This is a genomic window from Pleomorphomonas sp. PLEO, assembly GCF_041320595.1.
In the GTDB taxonomy this organism is placed as follows: Bacteria; Pseudomonadota; Alphaproteobacteria; order Rhizobiales; family Pleomorphomonadaceae; genus Pleomorphomonas.
Map to the genome: position 1 here is coordinate 553,699 of NZ_CP166625.1, position 19,190 is coordinate 572,888.

Consider the following 19,190-nt stretch of genomic DNA (forward strand, 5'->3'; position numbering starts at 1 on the left):
TCCGTTTGGGTCAGGCGAGGGCGGCGCGGATGGCCGTCTCGTCGATGCCCCTTTCGCCAATCACCACCAACGCGCTGCGGCGCGGCCCGGACGGCCAGGGCTTGTCGAAGGCATGGCGGAAGCGGCCGCCGACGCCTTGCACCAAGAGACGCATCGGCTTGCCTGCAATTTCGACGAAGCCCTTGATGCGCAGGACGTCATGCGCCTCGGCCACTGCCTTCAGCCGGGCCATCAGGCTTTCCGGATCGCTGACTGCGCCGACCTCGACGGCAAAGGTCGAGAAGTCATCGTGATCATGGTCGCCGAGACCGTCGTGATGGCTTGGCCGGTTGGCCAGATCGTCCTCGGCGGCGGAAGCCAGGCCGAGCAGGATTTCCGGCGCAATCTCGCCTTCGGAAGTCGGCACGACACGCACCGCCTTCGGCAGCGAAGCTGCGATGTCCTGTATGACGCGAGCCAATTCCTCGGACGAGAGCAGGTCGGTCTTGTTGAGCACCACGAGGTCGGCAGCGAGAAGCTGATCCTCGTAGACCTCTTCAAGTGGATTGTCGTGATCGACCGATGGGTCATCCTGCCGTTGGGCGAGCACGGCCTCGGGATCGTCGGCGAACCGGCCGGCCGCCACGGCGGCGGCATCCACCACGGCAATGACGCCGTCGACCGTGAGGCGAGCGCGCACATCCGGCCAGTCAAAGGCCTTGATCAGCGGCTTCGGCAGCGCAAGGCCGGAGGTCTCGACGATGATGTGATCGGGCCGGCGCGGCCCACGGGTCAGCGCCTCGATGGCCGGCAGGAAGTCGTCGGCAACGGTGCAGCAGAGACAGCCGTTGGCGAGTTCGACGATCGCATCCTCCGGACAGTCGGTGGCGCCGCAGGATTTGAGGATGTCACCGTCGACGCCGACATCGCCGAACTCGTTGACGATGAGCGCAAGACGACGGCCACCGGCGCGCTCGATGACGTGGCGGATCAGCGTCGTCTTGCCCGAACCGAGAAAGCCGGTGACGATGGTGACGGGGATTTTCGACTGGACGTTCATCGGCGGGTCTCCGGCTGCGGCGGGATGCGGGCAACGAGGCCCGATTTCAAAAGAGGCGGTCGCTCACGCCAGGGCACGCGGCCATCGTCGCTCGCAGCGTAACGCTCGGCGGCGGCGATCACTTCGTCGGGATCGGCCGCGTCGGCGGCGACATAGGTCCACCTGTCCGGCGCTGCCAACGCGACGGTGACCGGCCGTTTGCAGACCGACAGGCAATCGACGCCGGAAAGCAGAATATCGCTTTGTCCCTCGAGACGGCTGGCAAGAGCGGCATGAAGACGGGCGCCAGCTCGGCAGGCGTCGTCATCTCCTGCCGCGCGGCAGCTGAGACAGACGTGTAGGGTGACCGGGTATGCCGTCATGGCCGGCACTCCGGAAACGTCAATAGACGGCGGTCGAAAACCGCCGAGGCACGCGTCATGATAGGTCCTTTCCCGCCCCACCGGCGGTCTCGACATCCATGCGCGGCGGCAGGTCTCCTGGCTCGCGGTTCGTTGCCGGATACGGCCTTCCCAGTCTTTCGACCAGTGGCACGCTAAGCATCCGGCTCGCCGCTCACAGTTGCGGGGGCAGCTGCGGCTTTCGGAGTTTTCCGATTCCGCATTCCCTCTTTCGCCCTCCTCCGGGAGGAGGGACCGTCACGCCCGGCCATTTGGGGCTTGTTGCGAGGCAAAGTCAACCGAGCGGCGGAGCTGCCATCCTTTACGCCCCCTTAAACCGCCTCATTTAGGGTAAATCGGATGCTCCACGGGCTATGTAGCCCTGATGGAAGGAGTTGCGGCGAACGATGCGGAGCGACAGACGGAACATCCGACGCGAGCGGGCCGAGCCGACGTTCGAGGCACCGTCCCGCGAGGACGATTTTTCCGCCCGCGAGGGTGATCGCTTCACGCCGCCCAAAAGCCTGCCCAATTCCCGCAGCGGCCGATCATCGAGATCCGAGCGGATCGAACCCAGCTTTGATGGCGAGAACTACGACAGCGAGGAGGCGGAGATGTCCGAACAGCAGCCGCGTCGTCGCAAGTCCTCCCAGCGCAAGGCAAAGCGGAGCCGGCGGTCCGGTATGGGACTTTTCGGCCGTCTCATCTACTGGGGTGTCGTTCTTTGCATCTGGGGGCTGATCGGGGTTGCCGGCGTCATCGGCTACACCGTCGCAACCATGCCGCAGATCGACGATTGGAAGGTGCCGCCCCGACCGCCTAACGTGGAAATCGTCGATGCCTCGGGCACGATCATCGCCAATCGTGGCGACACCGGCGGCGAGGAAATGAAGCTGTCCGAAATGTCGCCGTTCCTGCCCGAAGCGGTGGTGGCCATCGAGGATCGACGCTTTTACCATCACTTTGGTGTCGACCCGATCGGCCTTTCCCGCGCTTTGGTCACCAACCTCTTCGCGCATTCGGTCGTGCAGGGTGGCTCGACACTGACCCAACAGCTTGCCAAGAACCTTTTCCTGCAGCCCGACCGCACGTTGGAACGCAAGCTGCAAGAAGCAGTGCTCGCCCTATGGCTGGAGTGGCGGTTCTCCAAGCAGCAAATCCTGGAGATGTATCTCAATCGCGTCTATCTCGGCGCCGGCGCCTACGGTGTCGACGCGGCGGCGCAGCGCTACTTCGGCAAGTCGGCCCGCGATCTCAACTTGGCCGAAGCCGCCACCATCGCCGGCCTCCTCAAGGCACCGTCGCGCTACGCGCCGACCAATTCGCCGGAGCTGGCCGCGACACGCGCCAAGGTCGTGCTCGCCGCCATGGTCGACGAAGGCTATGTCAGTCGTGACGACGCGGCGCGGGCGACGGCTGTAGGCGCACCATCCTCCCCGGCCAAGAGTGGTTCGGCCGCCAACTATGTCGCCGATTGGGTGATGGATCTTTTGCCGGGCTACGTCGCGCGCTATCGAAGCGACATCGTGGTGACCACCACCATTGATGCCCGCATGCAGGCGGCGGCGGAAAGTGCCGTCCGCACGACGCTCGACAAGGAGGGCGTCAAATACAAGGCGAGCCAGGGCGCTCTGGTTGCCGTCGACAATGACGGTGCCGTCAAGGCGCTGGTCGGCGGCAAGGATTATGCGGCAAGCCAGTTCGATCGGGCCATCGAGGCGCGGCGCCAGCCAGGTTCGGCTTTCAAGCCCTTCGTCTATCTTACCGCCATCGAGCACGGCTATTCGCCCGATTCCATCGTTGTCGACGAACCGGTCTCCATCAATGGCTGGTCGCCGAAAAACTATGAAAATGAGTATCTCGGTCCGGTGACGCTGACGACGGCGCTAGCCCGCTCGCTCAATACGGTGGCCGCCCGTCTCACCGCCACACTTGGACCGGATAACGTCGTGCAGACCGCTCGCCGCGTCGGCATCGTCAGTCAACTTCACGACAATCCGTCGATCGCCCTCGGTACGGGCGAGGTGACGCCACTTGAGATCACCGCCGCCTACGTGCCCTTTGCCAACGGCGGCTGGGGCATCATCCCCTATCTCGTCGAGGATATCCGTACCAAGGAAGGCAAGGTCCTGTTCCATCGCCAGGGCGACGGCCCCGGCCGGGTGATCTCCGATGTCGCCGTCGGCACCATGAACCGCATGCTGTCGGCCGTTATCACCGATGGCACCGGACAGAAGGCGCTCCTGTCCGATCGTCCGGTGGCCGGCAAGACCGGCACCAGCCAGGATTTCCGCGACGCTTGGTTCATCGGCTACACCAATGGCCTCACGGCGGGGGTCTGGCTGGGCAACGACGACAATACGCCGACGAAGAAAGCAACCGGCGGCGCGTTGACCGCGCTGCTCTGGAATCGCTTCATGACGGAGGCGGTCCGCGAATTGCCCGTCCGGCCGCTGCCGGGCGTCGAGCTGGTACCGCCGCCTACCAACGTGGGCGTCACATTTGCGACGACGGATGGCTTGCCGGTGCAAGGGCCGCAGACGCCGAGCGCCCAACCCGCACCACCGCTGAACGTGCCGGTCTCCCAGCCCAGTCCCGAGGAAAAAGGGTTGTTGCAGCGCCTGTTCGGTAACTGAGCGGGCCACAGGTCGTCACGGCAGTCGGTGCAAACCAGCGCCATTCTTGTTCAGCCAAGTCTTGGCCGCGTCCGTCGCCGGGCAAAGCCTTTCGCAGATCGTCCAGAAGCGATCGGAGTGGTTCATCTCCTTGAGATGAGCAACTTCATGGGCGGCGACATAATCCAGAACGAAAGGCGGCGCCATGACGAGCCGCCAGGAGAAGGCGAGTACGTCGCGTGCCGATGCCGATCCCCAGCGCGAGGTGGTGTCCTTGAGGCGGATCGCCTGGGGGTGGACGCCAAGCGTCTCGGCATGGCGCGCCACGGCGGCGGCAAGGTCGGCTCTCGCCTCTTTCCTGAGGTGATCGGTGAGGCGGCGACGGACATGCGGCGTCTCACCGGGCACCTCGATCGCTGGGCCATCATCAAGGGCGACGAGGCAGACGCGGCCACGCGGCGAGCCTGTGGAGACGACGCGGTGGACGACGCCCCGAATTGGAACGGCGACCGGCACTTCCGGCATATCGGGCCGGGCTGCGAGTCGCGCGGCGATCCAATCGGCATGGCGGGTCACAAAGGCCTTGGCTTCCGTGAGCGATCCACGCTTGGGGATGGTGACGATCGCGCCATCGCCCCGGCGATCGAGCCTCAGCGTATAGCGGCGCGCCCGGGCATTCCGCCGCACCGTTACTTCGACCAGGCTCTCGCCAGCGAGGATCGGAAAGCTCGCGGGGGCCGAACGCTTGTTTTCAGGCTTTTGGAGGAAAGGCAGACGAATCGGCATCACGGGAGTGTAGCGGTGCCGTCTCTCACGACAAAGCCCCCGCACCTGGGATCGGTGCGAGGGCTTTCGGCTTACCGGTCGTGGAGGGACCCGGATCAGGCCGTTGGGTTGCGGCTTGCCTTGAAGCGATCGAACTCTTCCTGATCCTTGGCGCGGCGCAGGTTGGCAAGGAACTCGTCGAACTCGTCGCGCATCCGATCAAGGGATGCGCGCTCTTCTTCGAGACGCTTCAGTTCAGCGTCGCGGTAGGAATCGAAAGCGCTGTTGCCAGTCGAGGCAGCGCGATAGGTATTGAATCCGCCCCGCTGAAAGCCGGCCCGACGGGCAGCGCGCTCAAGATCAGGGCGAAGATCGTTCCAGCGAGCACGCATGCGATCCCCCCAAAGTATATAGGCAAGTACTGCCAGGCCGATCGGCCAGAAGATCACGAAACCGACAATCATTGCCGCGATGGATAGCGGATGAAAGCCGGGTCTCATCACGCAGCTTCTCATTTTTCTTCCCTTTCGGAGCATTCCGAACAACGATACCGAAGTGGCCCCGGTCAAAGCCGCCTTCAAGAGCAGATGAGGACTTTTTTGGAATTGAACCCGGCGCTGTTTTTGATGGAGCTGTTCTGATCTTGCGGACAGAAACGCGCCGAGCGGAAGACGATTCGGCTGGTCGGCGGCGAGTTGATCCGCCATCTCCCGTCCATCGCTCGAACTGACATCGGCGATTCGCTGTCGTCATCGCCTTTGGTCGGCGCACAAGGTGCGTCAAGCACGTAAAAAAACGCAAAAAGTGACCCGTGGACCATCCTCGGCGCGATTTTCAAGCAGCAGAAACGCTAACATCTGTGATAAGACTAGGGGTGGAGCGGTTCTGAAGGCGGGCGGTCTGGCGTGTCATTGCCAAAGCAATGGTGCGATGTGCCGGGTACAAAGACGAATTCGGCGGTGGAATAGCTCTCTTGAAACAAACTGGCTCGATGCAGCTCTCCGCGGGCATCGGTCTGGAGCTATGTTTTGGCGGAGACGAGAAGACAGAATGGGTAAGGGTAAGGATTTCCGCCCGCCGCGGCGGCGTGGCGGATTTGATGACGACATAATGCCGTCGTTCGACATTCGTCCCGAGCGACCGGCGCGCAGTTTCGGCGGTCCTTCGCCGTACGATAGCGCTCCGCCGACCGGCCCAGTGGTCGAGGCGACGGTATCCTGGTTCAACCCGGAGAAGGGCTTTGGCTTCACGGCCCTCACTGACGGTTCGGGCGATGCCTTCTTGCACATCGGCCAACTGCAGGCGCTTGGTCGCGACAGCGTACCACCGGGCGCCACGCTGAAGGTCCAAGTGGCCCAGGGCGCCAAGGGTAAGCAGGTCGTCAAGGTGCTCGAGGTCGATGAAACGACCGCGACGCCGCAGGCGCCGCGCGGCCCGCGTCCGGGTGGCTTCGGTGACCGTGGCGGCTTCGGCGGCGGCGACCGTGGCGGTTTCGGCGGCGATCGTGGCGGCCCGCGTCCGGGTGGCTTCGGCGGCGGTGACCGTGGCGGCTTCGGCGGTGGCGGTGATCGCGGCGGCTTCGGCGCTCCGCGTCCGCTGCGTCGGTCGGTTGATACCTCCTCGGCAATTCCGCTTGACGGTACCGTCAAGTGGTTCAATCCCGAGAAGGGGTTCGGCTTCGTGGCCGGCGAAGACGGTGGCAAGGACGTGTTCGTCCATATCTCCGTCTTGCAGTCGGCCGGCATGGGACCGTTGACCGATGGTCAGCGCGTCGCCATGAAGATCGTCGAAACCCCGAAGGGGCGTGAGGCGGTCGAGATCAGCCTGCTCGACTGATCGACCCGCATAACAGCAATCAAAGTTTTCGGGCGGCGACAGATTGTCGCCGCCCGAAAGTTTTTTGGGGTGACCGTCACACCTCTGGACGAGACTAAACTGCATTCGTCGGCAGCTTTGGCGGATGAAGCCGCTCTTACGGCATGCGCACGACGAATAGCTTTCGGGTCGTCTCCACCACTTCCCAGATGCCGGAGAATCCAGGTCGCAGGATGAAGCTGTCGCCGGTTCTCAGCACGCGCGGCGTTTCCTTACCGGTCTCGTGTACGATGGAGATCCCCGAGAGGATGGAGCAGAACTCCCACTCGTCATAGACGACGCGCCAAGCGCCCGGTGTCGATTCCCAGACGCCGGCATACAGTTTTTCAGCGTCGCGTTCCTCGACAAGCCACGTCCGACTCCTCGGATTGCCTTTGATGATCCGATCGGGATCGGGGCCGCCATCCTCCGGCTCGACGGAGGTGAGATCGAAGCCGAGGAACAGTGCATCGTCATCCATGGCGAACCTCCCCTTTTTGTCGGCAATTACCACAGATCGTAAGCTTTTCAGCCGATCCCGTAGATACGTGTGGCATTGCGGTGGAACAGTTTCTCTCGCTCGATCTCACTTGCGCCCTCAACAAGGCGATGCGTGGTTTCGATCCAATCCCTAAGAGAAGCGCGCTGCGCTGACCAAGGCCAATCGCTTCCCCACACCACGCGATCCCAACCGAAGGCTTCAATGGTGGTTTCAACCACCGGCCTGAGATCATCCAAAGTCCAGCCTTCACCAACCGTGCCGATGACGCCAGAAATCTTTGCGACGACGCCAGGGCGACGGGCGAACTCGAAGAGTGCCATTTTCCAGGCTGCAAATAGATCCGGCCTTGACGCTGAGCCGCCACCGCAATGATCGAGCACGAAGGCGACGCCGGGACAGGCATCGACAAGTTCGGCGGCGATGCCGAGCTGGTCGGCGCGCACACAGATGTCGAACGTGAGGCCGGTGTTGGCGAGACGCTTGACGTTTTCACGGAATGTCGGCGCCCGCGAGAGGTCATCCGGCATCACGTGCAGAATACGCCGAAAGCCTCGAATGAACGAATCCGCGCGGGCACGATCGACTTGAGCGGCGAAATCGGCATTCTCCGGCCTGGCGTTCACGATGGCGGCACGAATATTACGGGCAGGATTCCCAGCAAGGCCGCGAATGAACTCGGTTTCGCGATCGATGTCGTCCTCGGCAACGTCGACCTCCATGTGAAGGCAGTCGGTGACGCCGAGCGGATGGGCCTCGGCGGCATAGCGTTCGTAGGTCCAATCATGCGCGGAGAGCATCGGCTCGCTGCCAAGCCACGCATAGGTCAGCCTCTCTCGATAGATAAGATGCAAATGCGTATCGATCAGACGCGTCGGAACGCTCATTATAAGCCTCGGGCGGACACAGGGTGGTTCCCGCGGAACAGTAAAGGAAAAAGGCGGGGTCAGGAGCCCGACTAAGGTTGCAAGAGACCACAAGATGCCACGGCGAGCGGTCGTTTGCCGCCTTCCCGGCGCTGTCGTCCTGCGGTAGAAGCGGAGACTGCCGATTTCTCCGGGACGCCCCTCACATGAAACTGATCCGCCATGGCGCCGTCGGCGCCGAAAAGCCAGGCCTCGTCGATGCCTCCGGTCGCCACCGCGATCTCTCAGCCCACGTTGCCGACCTTGCCGGCGCGGCGCTGTCGAAGGCCTCGCTAGCCTCAATTTCCGCCATCAGCCCGGAGAGCCTGCCACTGGTGCCGGAAGGTACGCGTCTTGGCGCGCCTGTGGCCGGCACACGCAACTTCATTGCCGTTGGCATGAACTATGCCGACCACGCCGCCGAAACGGGCGGCACCGTGCCGCGCGAGCCGCTCCTTTTCAGCAAGGCGCCTAATTGCATCGTCGGCCCCAATGACAACGTTCTGATCCCGCCGGGCGCCACCAAGCTCGACTGGGAAGTTGAACTCGCGATCGTCATCGGTGAGACCGCCTGGCAGGTCGAGGAGACCAACGCCTTCGATCACATTGCCGGCTTCGTGCTATGCAACGACGTCTCCGAGCGCGCCTTCCAGATGGAGGGGACAGGCCAGTGGCTCAAGGGCAAGAGTGCCCCGACTTTCGGACCGCTTGGTCCGTGGCTGGTCACGCCGGACGAGATCGCCGACGTACAGGCGCTCGCCATGGAGCTCGACCTCAACGGCGCGCCGCGCCAGCGCGGCAACACGGCCACCATGGTGTTCGGCGTTCGGACGCTGGTGTCTTACGTGTCGCGCTTCGTCCGTCTCGATCCGGGTGACGTCATCACCACCGGCACCCCGCCGGGCGTCGGCATGGGTCGCAAGCCGCCGGAATTCCTCAAGGCGGGCGACGTGATGCGTCTGTCCGTCGAAGGACTTGGCGAGCAGCGCCAGACGATAGCCGCCTATTGAGCGATGTCGGGTGCCGCTAGAGCGGCCGGCGACAGCGACTGCATCAGCGACAGGCGCGCCGATGAGAGATGGATCCGGCAGGCGGCCTCGACGGCTTCCGGTCGGCGCGTCTTGAGGGCCTCGATATAGTCGAGATGCTCAAGGATCGCCTTGCCGTTGCGTTCGCGGGCATTCGCCTTGTTCCACTGGTAGTGGTAGTGGAAGACGATGGCGATGATATCGTAGAAGTCGACGATGAAGCGATTGCTCGAGGCCTGCTGGATCAACCGGTGCAGACGGTCATCAAGTTCTGAAAATTCGAGATAGCGGCTGTCGATATCAGCGAGCACCTCGACATGGGCGCGGCGCAGGGCTTCAAGTTCGATCCAGGCGGGATCCTCGACCGGCAGGTTAACGAAGGCAGCGGCTGATTTCAGCTCGAACATTTCGCGGACGTCAATCAGTTCCTCGGCGAACTGTCGGGTAAATCCCTTCAGTATCCAGTGACTGTTCGGCCGCTTCTCGATGAGGCCGAAGCGACTGAAACGGATCAGAAATTCGCGTACGGAGGTGGTGCCGACACCGATTTCGCGGGCGAGTTCCAATTCATTGATCTGCATGCCCGGTTGAGCGTCTCCCATCAGGATGCGCTTCATGAACGTGCGCTCGATCACTTCCGCCAGTGAGTTGGTCTCATGTTCGGGGAAAAAGTCGGTCTTGGCCGGCGACCGCTGCACCGCCTTCGAGCGCTTGTTCCATTCGATCAGGCCCGCCTCGACCATTTGCGAAAGAATGGAGCGTACCGTCGTCCGGGATACACCGAGTAGAATGCAGAGTTCTGGCTCGGAGGGTAAGCTCTCACCCACCACCAGTAGCCGCAAGCACCTGTTATAAGCATCCTTGAAGACAGTATTCTGCTTCGGCATGTTCACCTCATCTCCGGCCGCCCCCACCGATTCGGGAAGAGCGAAGCCCGGTCGGACGCGCCGTCCGCCCCGACATTTGCATTCACCTCGCCGCTCGACAGAAAAGTCCGCAACTTTCGGGCCATAACACTTAAGGACCCGCGCTCCAGACCGAGCACCAAGTAGCCGCTGCCTGGACGGCTGCGGAGAATTGTGTTGCACTTTATCGACAAAGAACACGAAGCGAAATTGGTCTTTTGCAACCGATCTGCGGAACGACCAAAGGCCAGGGCCACAATCGATTGCATGGCTCTGAATCTAGTCAAATAACCCTTTGGGGCGGCTGAAGCTTCGGGTGGGCGTACGTTAGATTTAGGAAACTGGCGGGCAAACCTCGTTTCTGGAATTACTATATCTTATTAAAATAATCAGAGAATAAATATTTCACGCGACATATTGGCCAAAAGTCGATGTGTCCATTTAAGACGTTGATTTATAACGATTTGGTTTGTATTGAAACGATATGATATATTCTGATAATTGGAAAATACCGAAGATGGTCTGGACATCGAAACAAGTTCGTTTCATTTTTACATGAAATGAGGTAAGAAGCGGTCGTCCAGCTGGTTTATCGGTGATCCTAGCGAATGCGGTCGGTGTCGACCAAAGGGTCGGTGTCCCCCCAGTCCGCAGGCCTTGCACCGGTGGGGAGTTTCGGATAATTGTCGTCTGTCGCTGTTTTTTATCGATAAAGTCCGATAGCTGAGGAGCTTGGATCGGGCTTTGTCGGAAGCGACCTTGATCTCGGGAGGATCGCACCATGAAAGCTATTGGCATTACACGTCGTACGCTTGTCGCACTGGCCGGCGCCGTCGCGCTGTCGGCTATCGCCCCGGTTGCTGCGCAAGCCGAAACCTATACGATTCCGATTATCGTCAAGGACACCACGTCTTTCTACTGGCAGATCGTGCTGGCCGGCGCCCGCAAGGCTGGCGCGGATCTCGGCGTGAACGTGCCAGAACTCGGTGCCCAGTCCGAAGCCGACATCAACGGCCAGATTTCGATTATCGAGAATGCCGTCTCCTCCGGAGCCAATGCTCTCGTCGTAGCGCCGACGGAATTCAAGGCGCTTGGCAAGCCGATCGATGAAGCCGCCAAGTCGGTGCCTATCATCGGTATCGACTCGGCCGCCGATTCCAAGGCCTTCACCTCCTTCCTGACCACCGACAACGTCCAGGGCGGCCGTATTGCCGCTGACGGTCTCGCCGCCGCCATCGGCGCCGCCAATGGTGGCAAGGTGGAAGGTGACGTGGCCCTCATTACCAACCTGCCGGGCGCCGGCTCGCTCGAGCAGCGCGCGAAGGGCTTCAAGGAAGAGTTGGCTGCCAAGTATCCCGGCCTCAAGCTGGTGGCCGACAAGGTTGGCGACGGTCAGGCGACCACCGCCCTCAACATCATGACCGACCTCTTGACCGCCAATCCTGACCTCAAGGGCGTGTTTGCCTCCAACCTGATCGCCGCCCAGGGCGCTGGTCAGGCCATCGCCGAGAACAAGCTGGGCGATAAAGTCGGGTTGATCGGCTTCGACAACGACGACAAGCTGGTCGGCTTCCTGAAGGACGGCGTGATCGATGCGCTCGTCGTACAGGACCCGTATCGTATGGGCTACGACGGCATCAAGACGGCGCTTTCCGCCGTCAAGAAGGAGAAGGTCGAAGCCTTCGTCGACACTGGCGCCAACCTGGTGACCACGGCCAACATGAATGAGCCGCGCGCCCAGGAGCTGCTGTATCCGAAAGTGAAGTGAGCAAGGCTCCAGCGCCCGGACGTCCCGCTAGGGATCTCCGGGCGTTCGGAGATATTGAGCCGGATTTTAAACTCGGCATCTTCTCATGCGAGCCAGGCCGTGGCCCGCGCCAGTGTTGCCGGTTAGTCCGGGAACCTTGGCGGCGCATGCCTTGCATTTCCAACTGAGGCGGGTCGATCATGATCGAAACCAATCTCCACGGGCAGATGGCAGAAGCCGCCATCACCGCCGCCAGCATTCCCATTCTCGAACTGCGCGGCCTTGAGAAGCGCTATGGCGCCACCCACGCGCTGAAACCCGCCGATCTCAGCTTTGCCCGAGGTGAAGTTCACGCCATCGTCGGTGAAAATGGTGCCGGCAAATCAACACTCATCAAACTCCTGACCGGCGTCATAACGCGCACCTCAGGCGAGGTGTTCTGGGAAGGCCAGCCTGTTGGACTCGCCACGCCGCATGAAGCCATCGAGTTTGGCATCAATGCCGTCCACCAGGAGGTGGTGCTTTGCCGCCACTTGACGGTCGCAGCCAACATGTTCCTCGGAGACGAGGACGTCGGCTTTGGCCTCCTGCGCAAGAGCGAGATGACCCGAAGGGCGCAGGCTATCCTCGACGACCTCGGTTTCGATCTACCGGCGCATGTGCTGCTCGGCGATCTTACCATTGGCCAGCAGCAACTGATTGCCACTGCCCGCGCCGCCATCCGCGGCACCCGCTTTTTGATCTTCGACGAACCAACCGCCTACCTCACCCGCACCGAAGCGGCCCAGCTCTTTGCGCTGATCGGTCGCCTCAAGGAGCGTGGCGTTACCATCGTCTACATCAGTCATCGCCTGGAGGAAGTGTTCGAACTATCGGATCGCGTATCCATCCTGCGCGACGGCACGCTGGTGGGCACCCGCATCACCTCCGAGACCAACGAAACCGAGCTGATCTCATTGATGATCAACCGTTCGCTGGAGCAGATCTATCATAAGGAGTTCTTTCCGGCTGGCGATCTGCTGATAGAGGCCAAAAACCTCAGCGGTCCAGGCTTCCATGATGTGTCGCTCAGTGTCCGTGCCGGGCAAATCGTCGGCCTGTATGGGCTGATCGGCGCTGGCCGTTCGGAATTCGTGATGTCGTTGTTCGGTCGCCATCGCAAGACCGGTGGCAGCGTCCTCTGGCAGGGCAAGGAAGTGGACATCCGCTCCGAACGCCAGGCGATGGATCTCGGCATAGCGCTCGCCCCGGAAAGCCGTCGCGATCAAGGGCTCTGCATCAACTTGCCCGTCGGCTTCAATCTCAATCTGCCGATCTTTTCCCACATCACAATGGCCGGTCTGGTGCCGTTCTCAGCAGATCGCCAAAGGGCCGACCGGCAGATCGCCGATCTCCAGGTCAAGACTTCCGGCCGCGGGGCATTGGTATCGTCACTGTCGGGTGGCAATCAGCAGAAGATCGTCATCGGCAAGTGGCTCAATCATGGCGCTCGGCTGTTCATTTTCGACGAACCAACCGTCGGCGTCGATGTCGGCACCAAAGCGGAGATCTACCGTCTGCTTGCCCGCCTGCTCGCCGAAGGAGCCGGAATCATTCTGATCTCGTCCTATCTGCCGGAAGTCTACGAGCTCGCCGACGAGCTGCATGTCTTCCGACGCGGTGAAGACGTCGCCCGGCACGCCTACCATTCGGCGAGCCACGAAGAAATTCTGTCCGAAGCGATCGGTGTGTGAACGGGGAGCGTTCACAGGGAGAAATTCATGTCCACGGATACCAAGACGGCGGCGGTCGTCCGCAAAAGCAGCGCCAACTGGCTGTTCGGCCTGACACTGATCGGGCTGCTGCTCGGCATGTGCATCGTCCTCAGCCTGACGACCAAGAGCTTCATGACGGAAGCCAACATCATGAACCTGATGCGTCAGGGTTCGATGATAGCCATTCTGGCCGTCGGCGAAACTTTCGTGATCATCACGACCGGTATCGACCTCTCCGTCGGCGCCGTGGTGGGTTTTTGTACCGTCATCGCCGCTTGGCTGCTGACCCACGACTTCTCCATCATGACGACGGTGATCATCACGCTGGCCGTCGGTGTTGCCATCGGCATGTTCCATGGTTTTGGCATCGTGCAGATGGGACTGCCGCCCTTCATCATCACGTTGGCGACCCTCACCTCGTTGCGTGGCATTGGCCTGCTGGTTACCAACGGCGCCACCATCAACATCGTCAACGATACCTTCACGGAGTTCTCACGCAACGACTTCGTCGGGCTGCCGAACCTGTTCTGGATGGTTCTCCTGGTTGGCATACCAGCCTACATTTTCCTCCACCACAGCCGCTATGGCCGCTACATCTTCGCCGTCGGCTCCAACATGGAGGCGTCGCGCCTTTCCGGCGTTAACGTCAAGCTGACCGTCTACCTGGCCTACACATTGTCTTCGACCTGCGCCGCCTTTGTCGGCCTGCTGCTCGCTGCCCGTATTGGCGTCGGCAATGCCATGCAGGCCGATGGCTGGGAGCTGCAGGCCATCGCTTCGTCGGTGATCGGTGGCACGTCGCTGTTCGGCGCCGTCGGTTCGGTGCATGGCCCGCTGATCGGCGCTTTCATTCTCGCCACCATCAACAACGGCGCCAACCTCCTGAACGTCAATTCGTTCTGGCAGCGCATCATCACCGGTCTGCTGATCATCCTGATCGTCTACTCTGATCAGTTGCGCCGCCGTCGCGGTTGAGGCCTGCGCGCAAACGGACAGTTGCCTGAAATAGCAAGCATCATCGGACCGGAGTGAAACGAGGATCGGCAAGATGATGCTTCCAAAACAAGAAACTGGAGCGCCGATCTGATCCAATCAGATCGAACAGCGCTTTAAGGAGACAGAGCCTGACGGTTCCGTCTCCTTTTTCTTTCGAGTCACCCGATCTCTTTTCAGGAGGCGTGGGCGATATTGCCGCTGGCGCTCGCCTCGAGCAGTGTCTCGAGGTCGGCCGGCCTCAGCGGCTTTGAAAGCCAGGCGTCGAACAGGCCTTCTTCGCAACGGGCCCGCGTTTCCGGCAACGCATCGGCGGTCAACGCGGCGATCACCGGTTGGCGGCCGCCGCGATCGGCGATCATCGCCCGCATGCGCCGCGCCGCCTCGATGCCGTCCATCTCGGGCATGTGCAGGTCCATCAGCACCACGTCAAAGCTGCCGCCGGAAGATAGCATGGTTGCCGTGGCCGTCAGTGCTTTTTGGCCGTCGGCCCCGAGCGTGACGGAATGGCCAGCCCGCTCGACCAAGGCCCGACCGAGCAAAAGATTGATCTCGTTGTCGTCGCAAAGCAGGACCGACAGCCGATGGGCTGGTGCCACCTGTTCGTCCTGAATCGGCTCCGCCGCGGCCGCGAACTGGCCATGACCGAGCAGCGTCTCTATGACGGCGGAGAGCGAACGCGCCCTGACTGGTTTGACCAGATAGGCGCCGTAGCCGGCGGCTTGCAGCTCGGGCAGCATCGGCCGCTCGGACGCGGTGATCAACACGCCGACCGGCGTCGTCGAAAAAGCGCGGATGCGTTCGATGACGGCGAGCGGATCACCGGCGGCCGCATCGATGAGAACGGCATCCGGTTGCCAGGAGCCGACCACTTCCTGTTCGATATCCTTCTGGGTGGCCAACGTCACGTCGGCACCGGCATCGAAAAGTCGACGGATCAGGAATGGTCCTTCGATAAGGGCATGCGACACCACCAGGATACGGCGACCAGCGAACCGACGATCGGTTGGCGGAGCCGCCGTGGGGGCCGGGATCGTCGCGCTATCCTTGGTCGCAAAACTCGCCGCGAGAAGTGCGAAGGCCGCGCGAGCCCCTACGGCATCGTTCGGAGACTGATCCTCCGCATCGGTTGCCACTTCGGCGGATGCAATGGGTGGTGACATTGTAGACTTGGCCGGCGCTCCCGCCTCGGCCAGCGGGAAGCGCAGGGCGAAGCTGAAGCTCGCCCCTTCGCCGGGGGCCGATACCAGACGGATGTCGCCCCCCATCAGCCGTGTCAGCTCGCGAGCAATGGCGAGGCCGAGACCGGTGCCGCCGTGGGCGCGGGCCGGACCGGGATCAGCCTGCTCGAACTCGCCGAAGATGCGCTGCTGGTCAGCCTCGGCAATGCCGATGCCGGTGTCGCGCACCAGGAAGGCCACCCCAATGCTGCCCTCGCCCTCGTCCGCCATTTGCAGTTCGATGGCGACGCCACCCTCCGCGGTGAACTTGATGCCATTGCCGGCGAGATTGAAAAGGACCTGTCGAACGCGCGTTGGATCGGCATGGACGAGACGATCAAGCCGCGGATCGATATAGGCGGCAAGTTCGATGCCCTTCATCTCGGCACGCGGCGCCATGAGTTCGACGAGGTCCTCGACAACGGCCGCCAGCGAGGTCGGCTCGGTCTGCAGGGTCAACCGCCCGGCTTCGATCTTGGAGAAATCGAGAAGATCTTCAATCAACGTGAGGAGGGCTTCGCCGGAGGTTTCGATGGCCCGAGCATACGTGCGCTGTTCAGCCGACAGCGTCGTTTTCTGCATCAGCGCCGTCATGCCGAGAATGCCATTGAGCGGCGTACGGATCTCGTGGCTGACCACGGCGAGAAAGCGGCTCTTGGCGGCGCTCGCCGCCTCGGCCTCATCGCGCGTCTTTTCGAGCGCTGCCTCGATCGCTTTGCGCTCGGTGATGTCGCGGCCAAGCGTGCGGGTACCCGTCACCCTGCCATCCTCGACGATCGGCGCTTCCGAAAAGGAAAACCATCGGGGACCATCGACCGTGTCGATACGGATATCGCCCGATAAGTGGCTGGGACCCTGCTTGACGAGACCTTGGCCGGACAGGGCGGCGAGCGTCGTCAAGCGGCGGCGCAACTGCTGCCAGGGGTCGGCTCGCGGCGTTCGAGCATTGTTTGCCACGACATCGGACGCGGCAAACAGCTCACCAGCAGCGAGGTCGGTGGCGAAAGTCGAAAAATCGAGGCCGATGAAGGCGCCCGGTGGTTGGCCGAGCTGCGCGGTTGTGGCCGTGCTGGTCGACACTATCCGGCCAGCAGTGTCGCGGCGGATGACGATATCGCCAAGGCCATCGCCCTCGTCACCCGAGCCGACAGCGGCATCGTAGAGACGGCCCAAATCACGGCGGGCGGAACGGCGGCCGGCCTCGAACAGCACGCCGCCAAGGGCAAGCGCGAGAATGCCGGCAAGAAGCGGCGGCGAGGCGAGGAGCGAGGCGACAACAGTGATGGTGGCAGCGGTGAGTGCAAGCCCAGCTGTGGTCAGGAACAGGGCACGACGCCAGCCTGGGTGCGGCTGCCGCAACCGCTCGGCAGACAGGCGTGGCGACGAAGCGTCGTCGGGCGGAGTGTGCTGTTGGCCGGTCATATCCGTCCCGAAGGTGCGGCGCGGTCATAGCGACGCTCCCAGCGAGGAATGCGCCAGCCCCGCCGCGCTCGACAGGGCATGCGCAGGCTAGGCCGGCAAGGTTGCCAATCAGTTGATGGTCCGGTGAAATTCCGAAATTTCCGCCACAAGCTATAAAGCCGGGCCTGTGCCTACGCTCGGATGCTCAATCGTTCCGGCCTCGTTGTCATGTGTCCATCACGCTGCCCGCGCCCGCCGATCGGGACCGGTGCGGTAGGCGAGAGCCTCGCCGATATGCAGACGACCAACCCCCTCCGAACCGTCGAGATCGGCGAGCGTGCGGGCCACCTTCAGCACACGGTGATAGCCGCGCGCGGACAACGACAACCGTTCGGCTGCCTGCCTCAGCAACGCCAAGCCGGCGCTGTCGGGCTCGGAGACACCATCGATCACCGCCGCTGGCGCCGTCGCGTTGGTAACCGAGGTGTCGAGGCCAAGCGCGGCGTAGCGCTCGGACTGGATGGCTCGTGCCGTTGCGACGCGGGCTGCGACCGCCGAAGACGGCTCACCGCTTCGCCGCGCGCCGATCAGATCCGACGCCGATACGGCCGGCACTTCGATGGTGAGGTCGAAGCGGTCGAGCAATGGCCCGGAGATGCGCTCCTGATATTCGGAGGCGCACGCCGGACCGCGTCGGCAGGTGTGGCCCGGCGTGCCGGCGAGGCCGCAGCGGCAGGGGTTCATCGCGGCGATAAGCTGGAATCGGGCCGGATAGGTGACGCGGTTGTTGGCGCGGGCGATCACAATGTCGCCGGTTTCAAGCGGCTGGCGCAGGCTGTCGAGCACCGCCGGGTTGAATTCCGGCAGCTCGTCCAGGAACAGCACACCGCGATGGGCCAGAGAGATCTCGCCGGGCTTTGCCCGTACGCCACCGCCCACCAGTGCGGCCATTGATGCCGAATGGTGTGGCGCCCGGAACGGCCGCCGATCAGAAAGCCGGCCATCGGCGAGGGTGCCGGCCACCGAAGCGATCATCGAGATTTCGAGCAGTTCCTGCGGGGTCAGCGCCGGCAGGATAGAGGGCAGGCGGCTCGCCAGCATCGATTTGCCGGAGCCGGGAGGACCTATCATCAAGAGGTTATGGCCACCAGCCGCCGTTACCTCGAGCGCTCGGCGAGCACTCTCCTGGCCCTTAACGTCGGCGAGATCCGGCAGCGACACGATGGCGTCGGCTATCTTCGGTTCAGGCCGTGACAGCACTTGCGTGCCCTTGAAATGGTTGACGATGGCGATCAGGCTAATGGGTGCCAGGATCGGCATTTCGGCGTCGGCCCAGGCGGCTTCCGCGCCCGAGGCGCGCGGGCACATCAGCCCCAGCCCTTCAGAGTTGGCGGCGATTGCCGCCGGCAATACGCCTGCCACCGGCGCGATGGTACCATCGAGAGAAAGCTCGCCGAGCACAACATATTCGGCAAGCGCGTCGGTAGGCAGCGCTCCCATGGCTGCCATCAAGGCAAGCGCTATGGGCAAGTCGTAATGGCTGCCCTCCTTGGGTAGATCGGCAGGCGCCAGATTGACAGTGATGCGTTTGGCCGGCAGGGCAAGGCCGGAGGCAGCCAGCGCGGCGCGAACCCGCTCACGGCTTTCAGTAACCGCCTTGTCGCCGAGACCGACAATATTGAACAAGACCCTGCCCGGTCCCATGTGGACCTGGACGTCGACGGGCGTCGCCTCGACACCTTGAAAGCAAACGGTCCTGACATGCGCGACCATTGTTCGTTCCCCTCAGCCGCTACAACCTAAGCGGAGCGTCGGTCGCCTGTCAAGAACGAGGAGGGAACAAACAGAGGCCGTCTGTTCCGCCTAATTCCACCGGCCGCGGGAGCGCCATTTGGCAGCTGTTATTTGCTTTCTTTCAAGATTCGAAGCTGCGACGAACGGTTCGGTCCGAACATGGCAGCCATGCGCAACAAAATTTCGGAAAACGTTCGCTGTCGCTTAACATGACTACGACGTTCGTCTAATAGCAACGCTTTCGATGGCGTCCCTTTGGCCTATCGGCCATGCCGGACGCTGCAAAGAACC

Annotated in this window: 15 protein-coding genes and 1 riboswitch; of the genes, 6 read left to right on the forward strand and 9 right to left on the reverse strand. The window is 62.4% G+C overall.

What is annotated here, in order from left to right; genetic code table 11:
- Positions 1 to 10: 10 nt before the first annotated feature.
- Together cobW and AB6N07_RS02345 are read right to left on the reverse strand one after the other, a co-directional pair.
- Positions 11 to 1,039: a cobalamin biosynthesis protein CobW gene (gene cobW, locus AB6N07_RS02340; protein WP_370676219.1), complete on the reverse strand. Its 1,029-nt coding sequence runs from the start codon at positions 1,037 to 1,039 to the stop codon at positions 11 to 13.
- Positions 1,036 to 1,401 carry a DUF1636 family protein gene (locus AB6N07_RS02345; RefSeq protein WP_370676220.1) on the reverse strand — a complete coding sequence of 122 codons (366 nt, stop codon included), beginning with the start codon at positions 1,399 to 1,401 and terminating at the stop codon, positions 1,036 to 1,038. The genes cobW and AB6N07_RS02345 overlap by 4 nt, the downstream gene beginning before the upstream one ends.
- Positions 1,402 to 1,490: 89 nt before the next feature.
- A riboswitch (cobalamin riboswitch) is annotated at positions 1,491 to 1,694 on the reverse strand.
- Positions 1,695 to 1,826: 132 nt separating this feature from the next.
- Here AB6N07_RS02345 and AB6N07_RS02350 point away from each other — a divergent pair.
- On the forward strand, positions 1,827 to 4,055 hold the full coding sequence (locus tag AB6N07_RS02350) for a transglycosylase domain-containing protein (protein ID WP_370676221.1): 2,229 nt from the start codon (positions 1,827 to 1,829) through the stop codon (positions 4,053 to 4,055).
- Between the two features lie 15 nt (positions 4,056 to 4,070).
- Here AB6N07_RS02350 and AB6N07_RS02355 read toward each other — a convergent pair whose 3' ends face one another.
- A complete protein-coding gene (locus tag AB6N07_RS02355; protein WP_370676222.1) occupies positions 4,071 to 4,820 on the reverse strand; it encodes a M48 family metallopeptidase in 750 nt (249 codons plus the stop codon).
- Between the two features lie 95 nt (positions 4,821 to 4,915).
- Complete coding sequence (locus AB6N07_RS02360; RefSeq protein ID WP_370678177.1) at positions 4,916 to 5,314, reverse strand: DUF2852 domain-containing protein; 399 nt, start codon at positions 5,312 to 5,314, stop codon at positions 4,916 to 4,918.
- A gap of 535 nt (positions 5,315 to 5,849) precedes the next feature.
- Between AB6N07_RS02360 and AB6N07_RS02365 the strand changes: the two genes are divergently transcribed.
- Positions 5,850 to 6,635 carry a cold-shock protein gene (locus AB6N07_RS02365; RefSeq protein ID WP_370676223.1) on the forward strand — a complete coding sequence of 262 codons (786 nt, stop codon included), beginning with the start codon at positions 5,850 to 5,852 and terminating at the stop codon, positions 6,633 to 6,635.
- A 136-nt stretch (positions 6,636 to 6,771) separates the two neighbouring features.
- On the opposite strand, the gene AB6N07_RS02370 is transcribed toward AB6N07_RS02365, so the two are convergent.
- Together AB6N07_RS02370 and AB6N07_RS02375 are read right to left on the reverse strand one after the other, a co-directional pair.
- Positions 6,772 to 7,134, reverse strand: a complete 363-nt coding sequence (locus tag AB6N07_RS02370) for a cupin domain-containing protein (protein ID WP_370676224.1) — start codon at positions 7,132 to 7,134, stop codon at positions 6,772 to 6,774.
- Between the two features lie 47 nt (positions 7,135 to 7,181).
- Positions 7,182 to 8,132 carry an amidohydrolase gene (locus AB6N07_RS02375; protein ID WP_370676225.1) on the reverse strand — a complete coding sequence of 317 codons (951 nt, stop codon included), beginning with the start codon at positions 8,130 to 8,132 and terminating at the stop codon, positions 7,182 to 7,184.
- Between the two features lie 92 nt (positions 8,133 to 8,224).
- Between AB6N07_RS02375 and AB6N07_RS02380 the strand changes: the two genes are divergently transcribed.
- Positions 8,225 to 9,067 carry a fumarylacetoacetate hydrolase family protein gene (locus AB6N07_RS02380; protein WP_370676226.1) on the forward strand — a complete coding sequence of 281 codons (843 nt, stop codon included), beginning with the start codon at positions 8,225 to 8,227 and terminating at the stop codon, positions 9,065 to 9,067.
- On the opposite strand, the gene AB6N07_RS02385 is transcribed toward AB6N07_RS02380, so the two are convergent.
- The gene (locus AB6N07_RS02385; RefSeq protein ID WP_370676227.1) at positions 9,061 to 9,972 is read right to left on the reverse strand and encodes a GntR family transcriptional regulator; all 912 of its coding nucleotides are present in this window, start codon (positions 9,970 to 9,972) and stop codon (positions 9,061 to 9,063) included. The two genes, AB6N07_RS02380 and AB6N07_RS02385, sit on opposite strands and share 7 nt — an antisense overlap.
- Before the next feature lie 799 nt (positions 9,973 to 10,771).
- Between AB6N07_RS02385 and AB6N07_RS02390 the strand changes: the two genes are divergently transcribed.
- From AB6N07_RS02390 to AB6N07_RS02400, 3 genes are all read left to right on the forward strand, one after another.
- Complete coding sequence (locus AB6N07_RS02390; protein ID WP_370676228.1) at positions 10,772 to 11,758, forward strand: ABC transporter substrate-binding protein; 987 nt, start codon at positions 10,772 to 10,774, stop codon at positions 11,756 to 11,758.
- A 206-nt stretch (positions 11,759 to 11,964) separates the two neighbouring features.
- A complete protein-coding gene (locus tag AB6N07_RS02395; protein ID WP_370678178.1) occupies positions 11,965 to 13,470 on the forward strand; it encodes a sugar ABC transporter ATP-binding protein in 1,506 nt (501 codons plus the stop codon).
- A 27-nt stretch (positions 13,471 to 13,497) separates the two neighbouring features.
- Positions 13,498 to 14,466, forward strand: a complete 969-nt coding sequence (locus AB6N07_RS02400; protein ID WP_370676229.1) for an ABC transporter permease — start codon at positions 13,498 to 13,500, stop codon at positions 14,464 to 14,466.
- Positions 14,467 to 14,660: 194 nt separating this feature from the next.
- On the opposite strand, the gene AB6N07_RS02405 is transcribed toward AB6N07_RS02400, so the two are convergent.
- Entirely contained in the window at positions 14,661 to 17,126 is a 2,466-nt protein-coding gene (locus AB6N07_RS02405; protein ID WP_370676230.1) for an ATP-binding protein, read from the reverse strand.
- Between the two features lie 216 nt (positions 17,127 to 17,342).
- Entirely contained in the window at positions 17,343 to 18,878 is a 1,536-nt protein-coding gene (locus tag AB6N07_RS02410; RefSeq protein ID WP_370676231.1) for a YifB family Mg chelatase-like AAA ATPase, read from the reverse strand.
- Between the last annotated feature and the right edge of the window lie 312 nt (positions 18,879 to 19,190).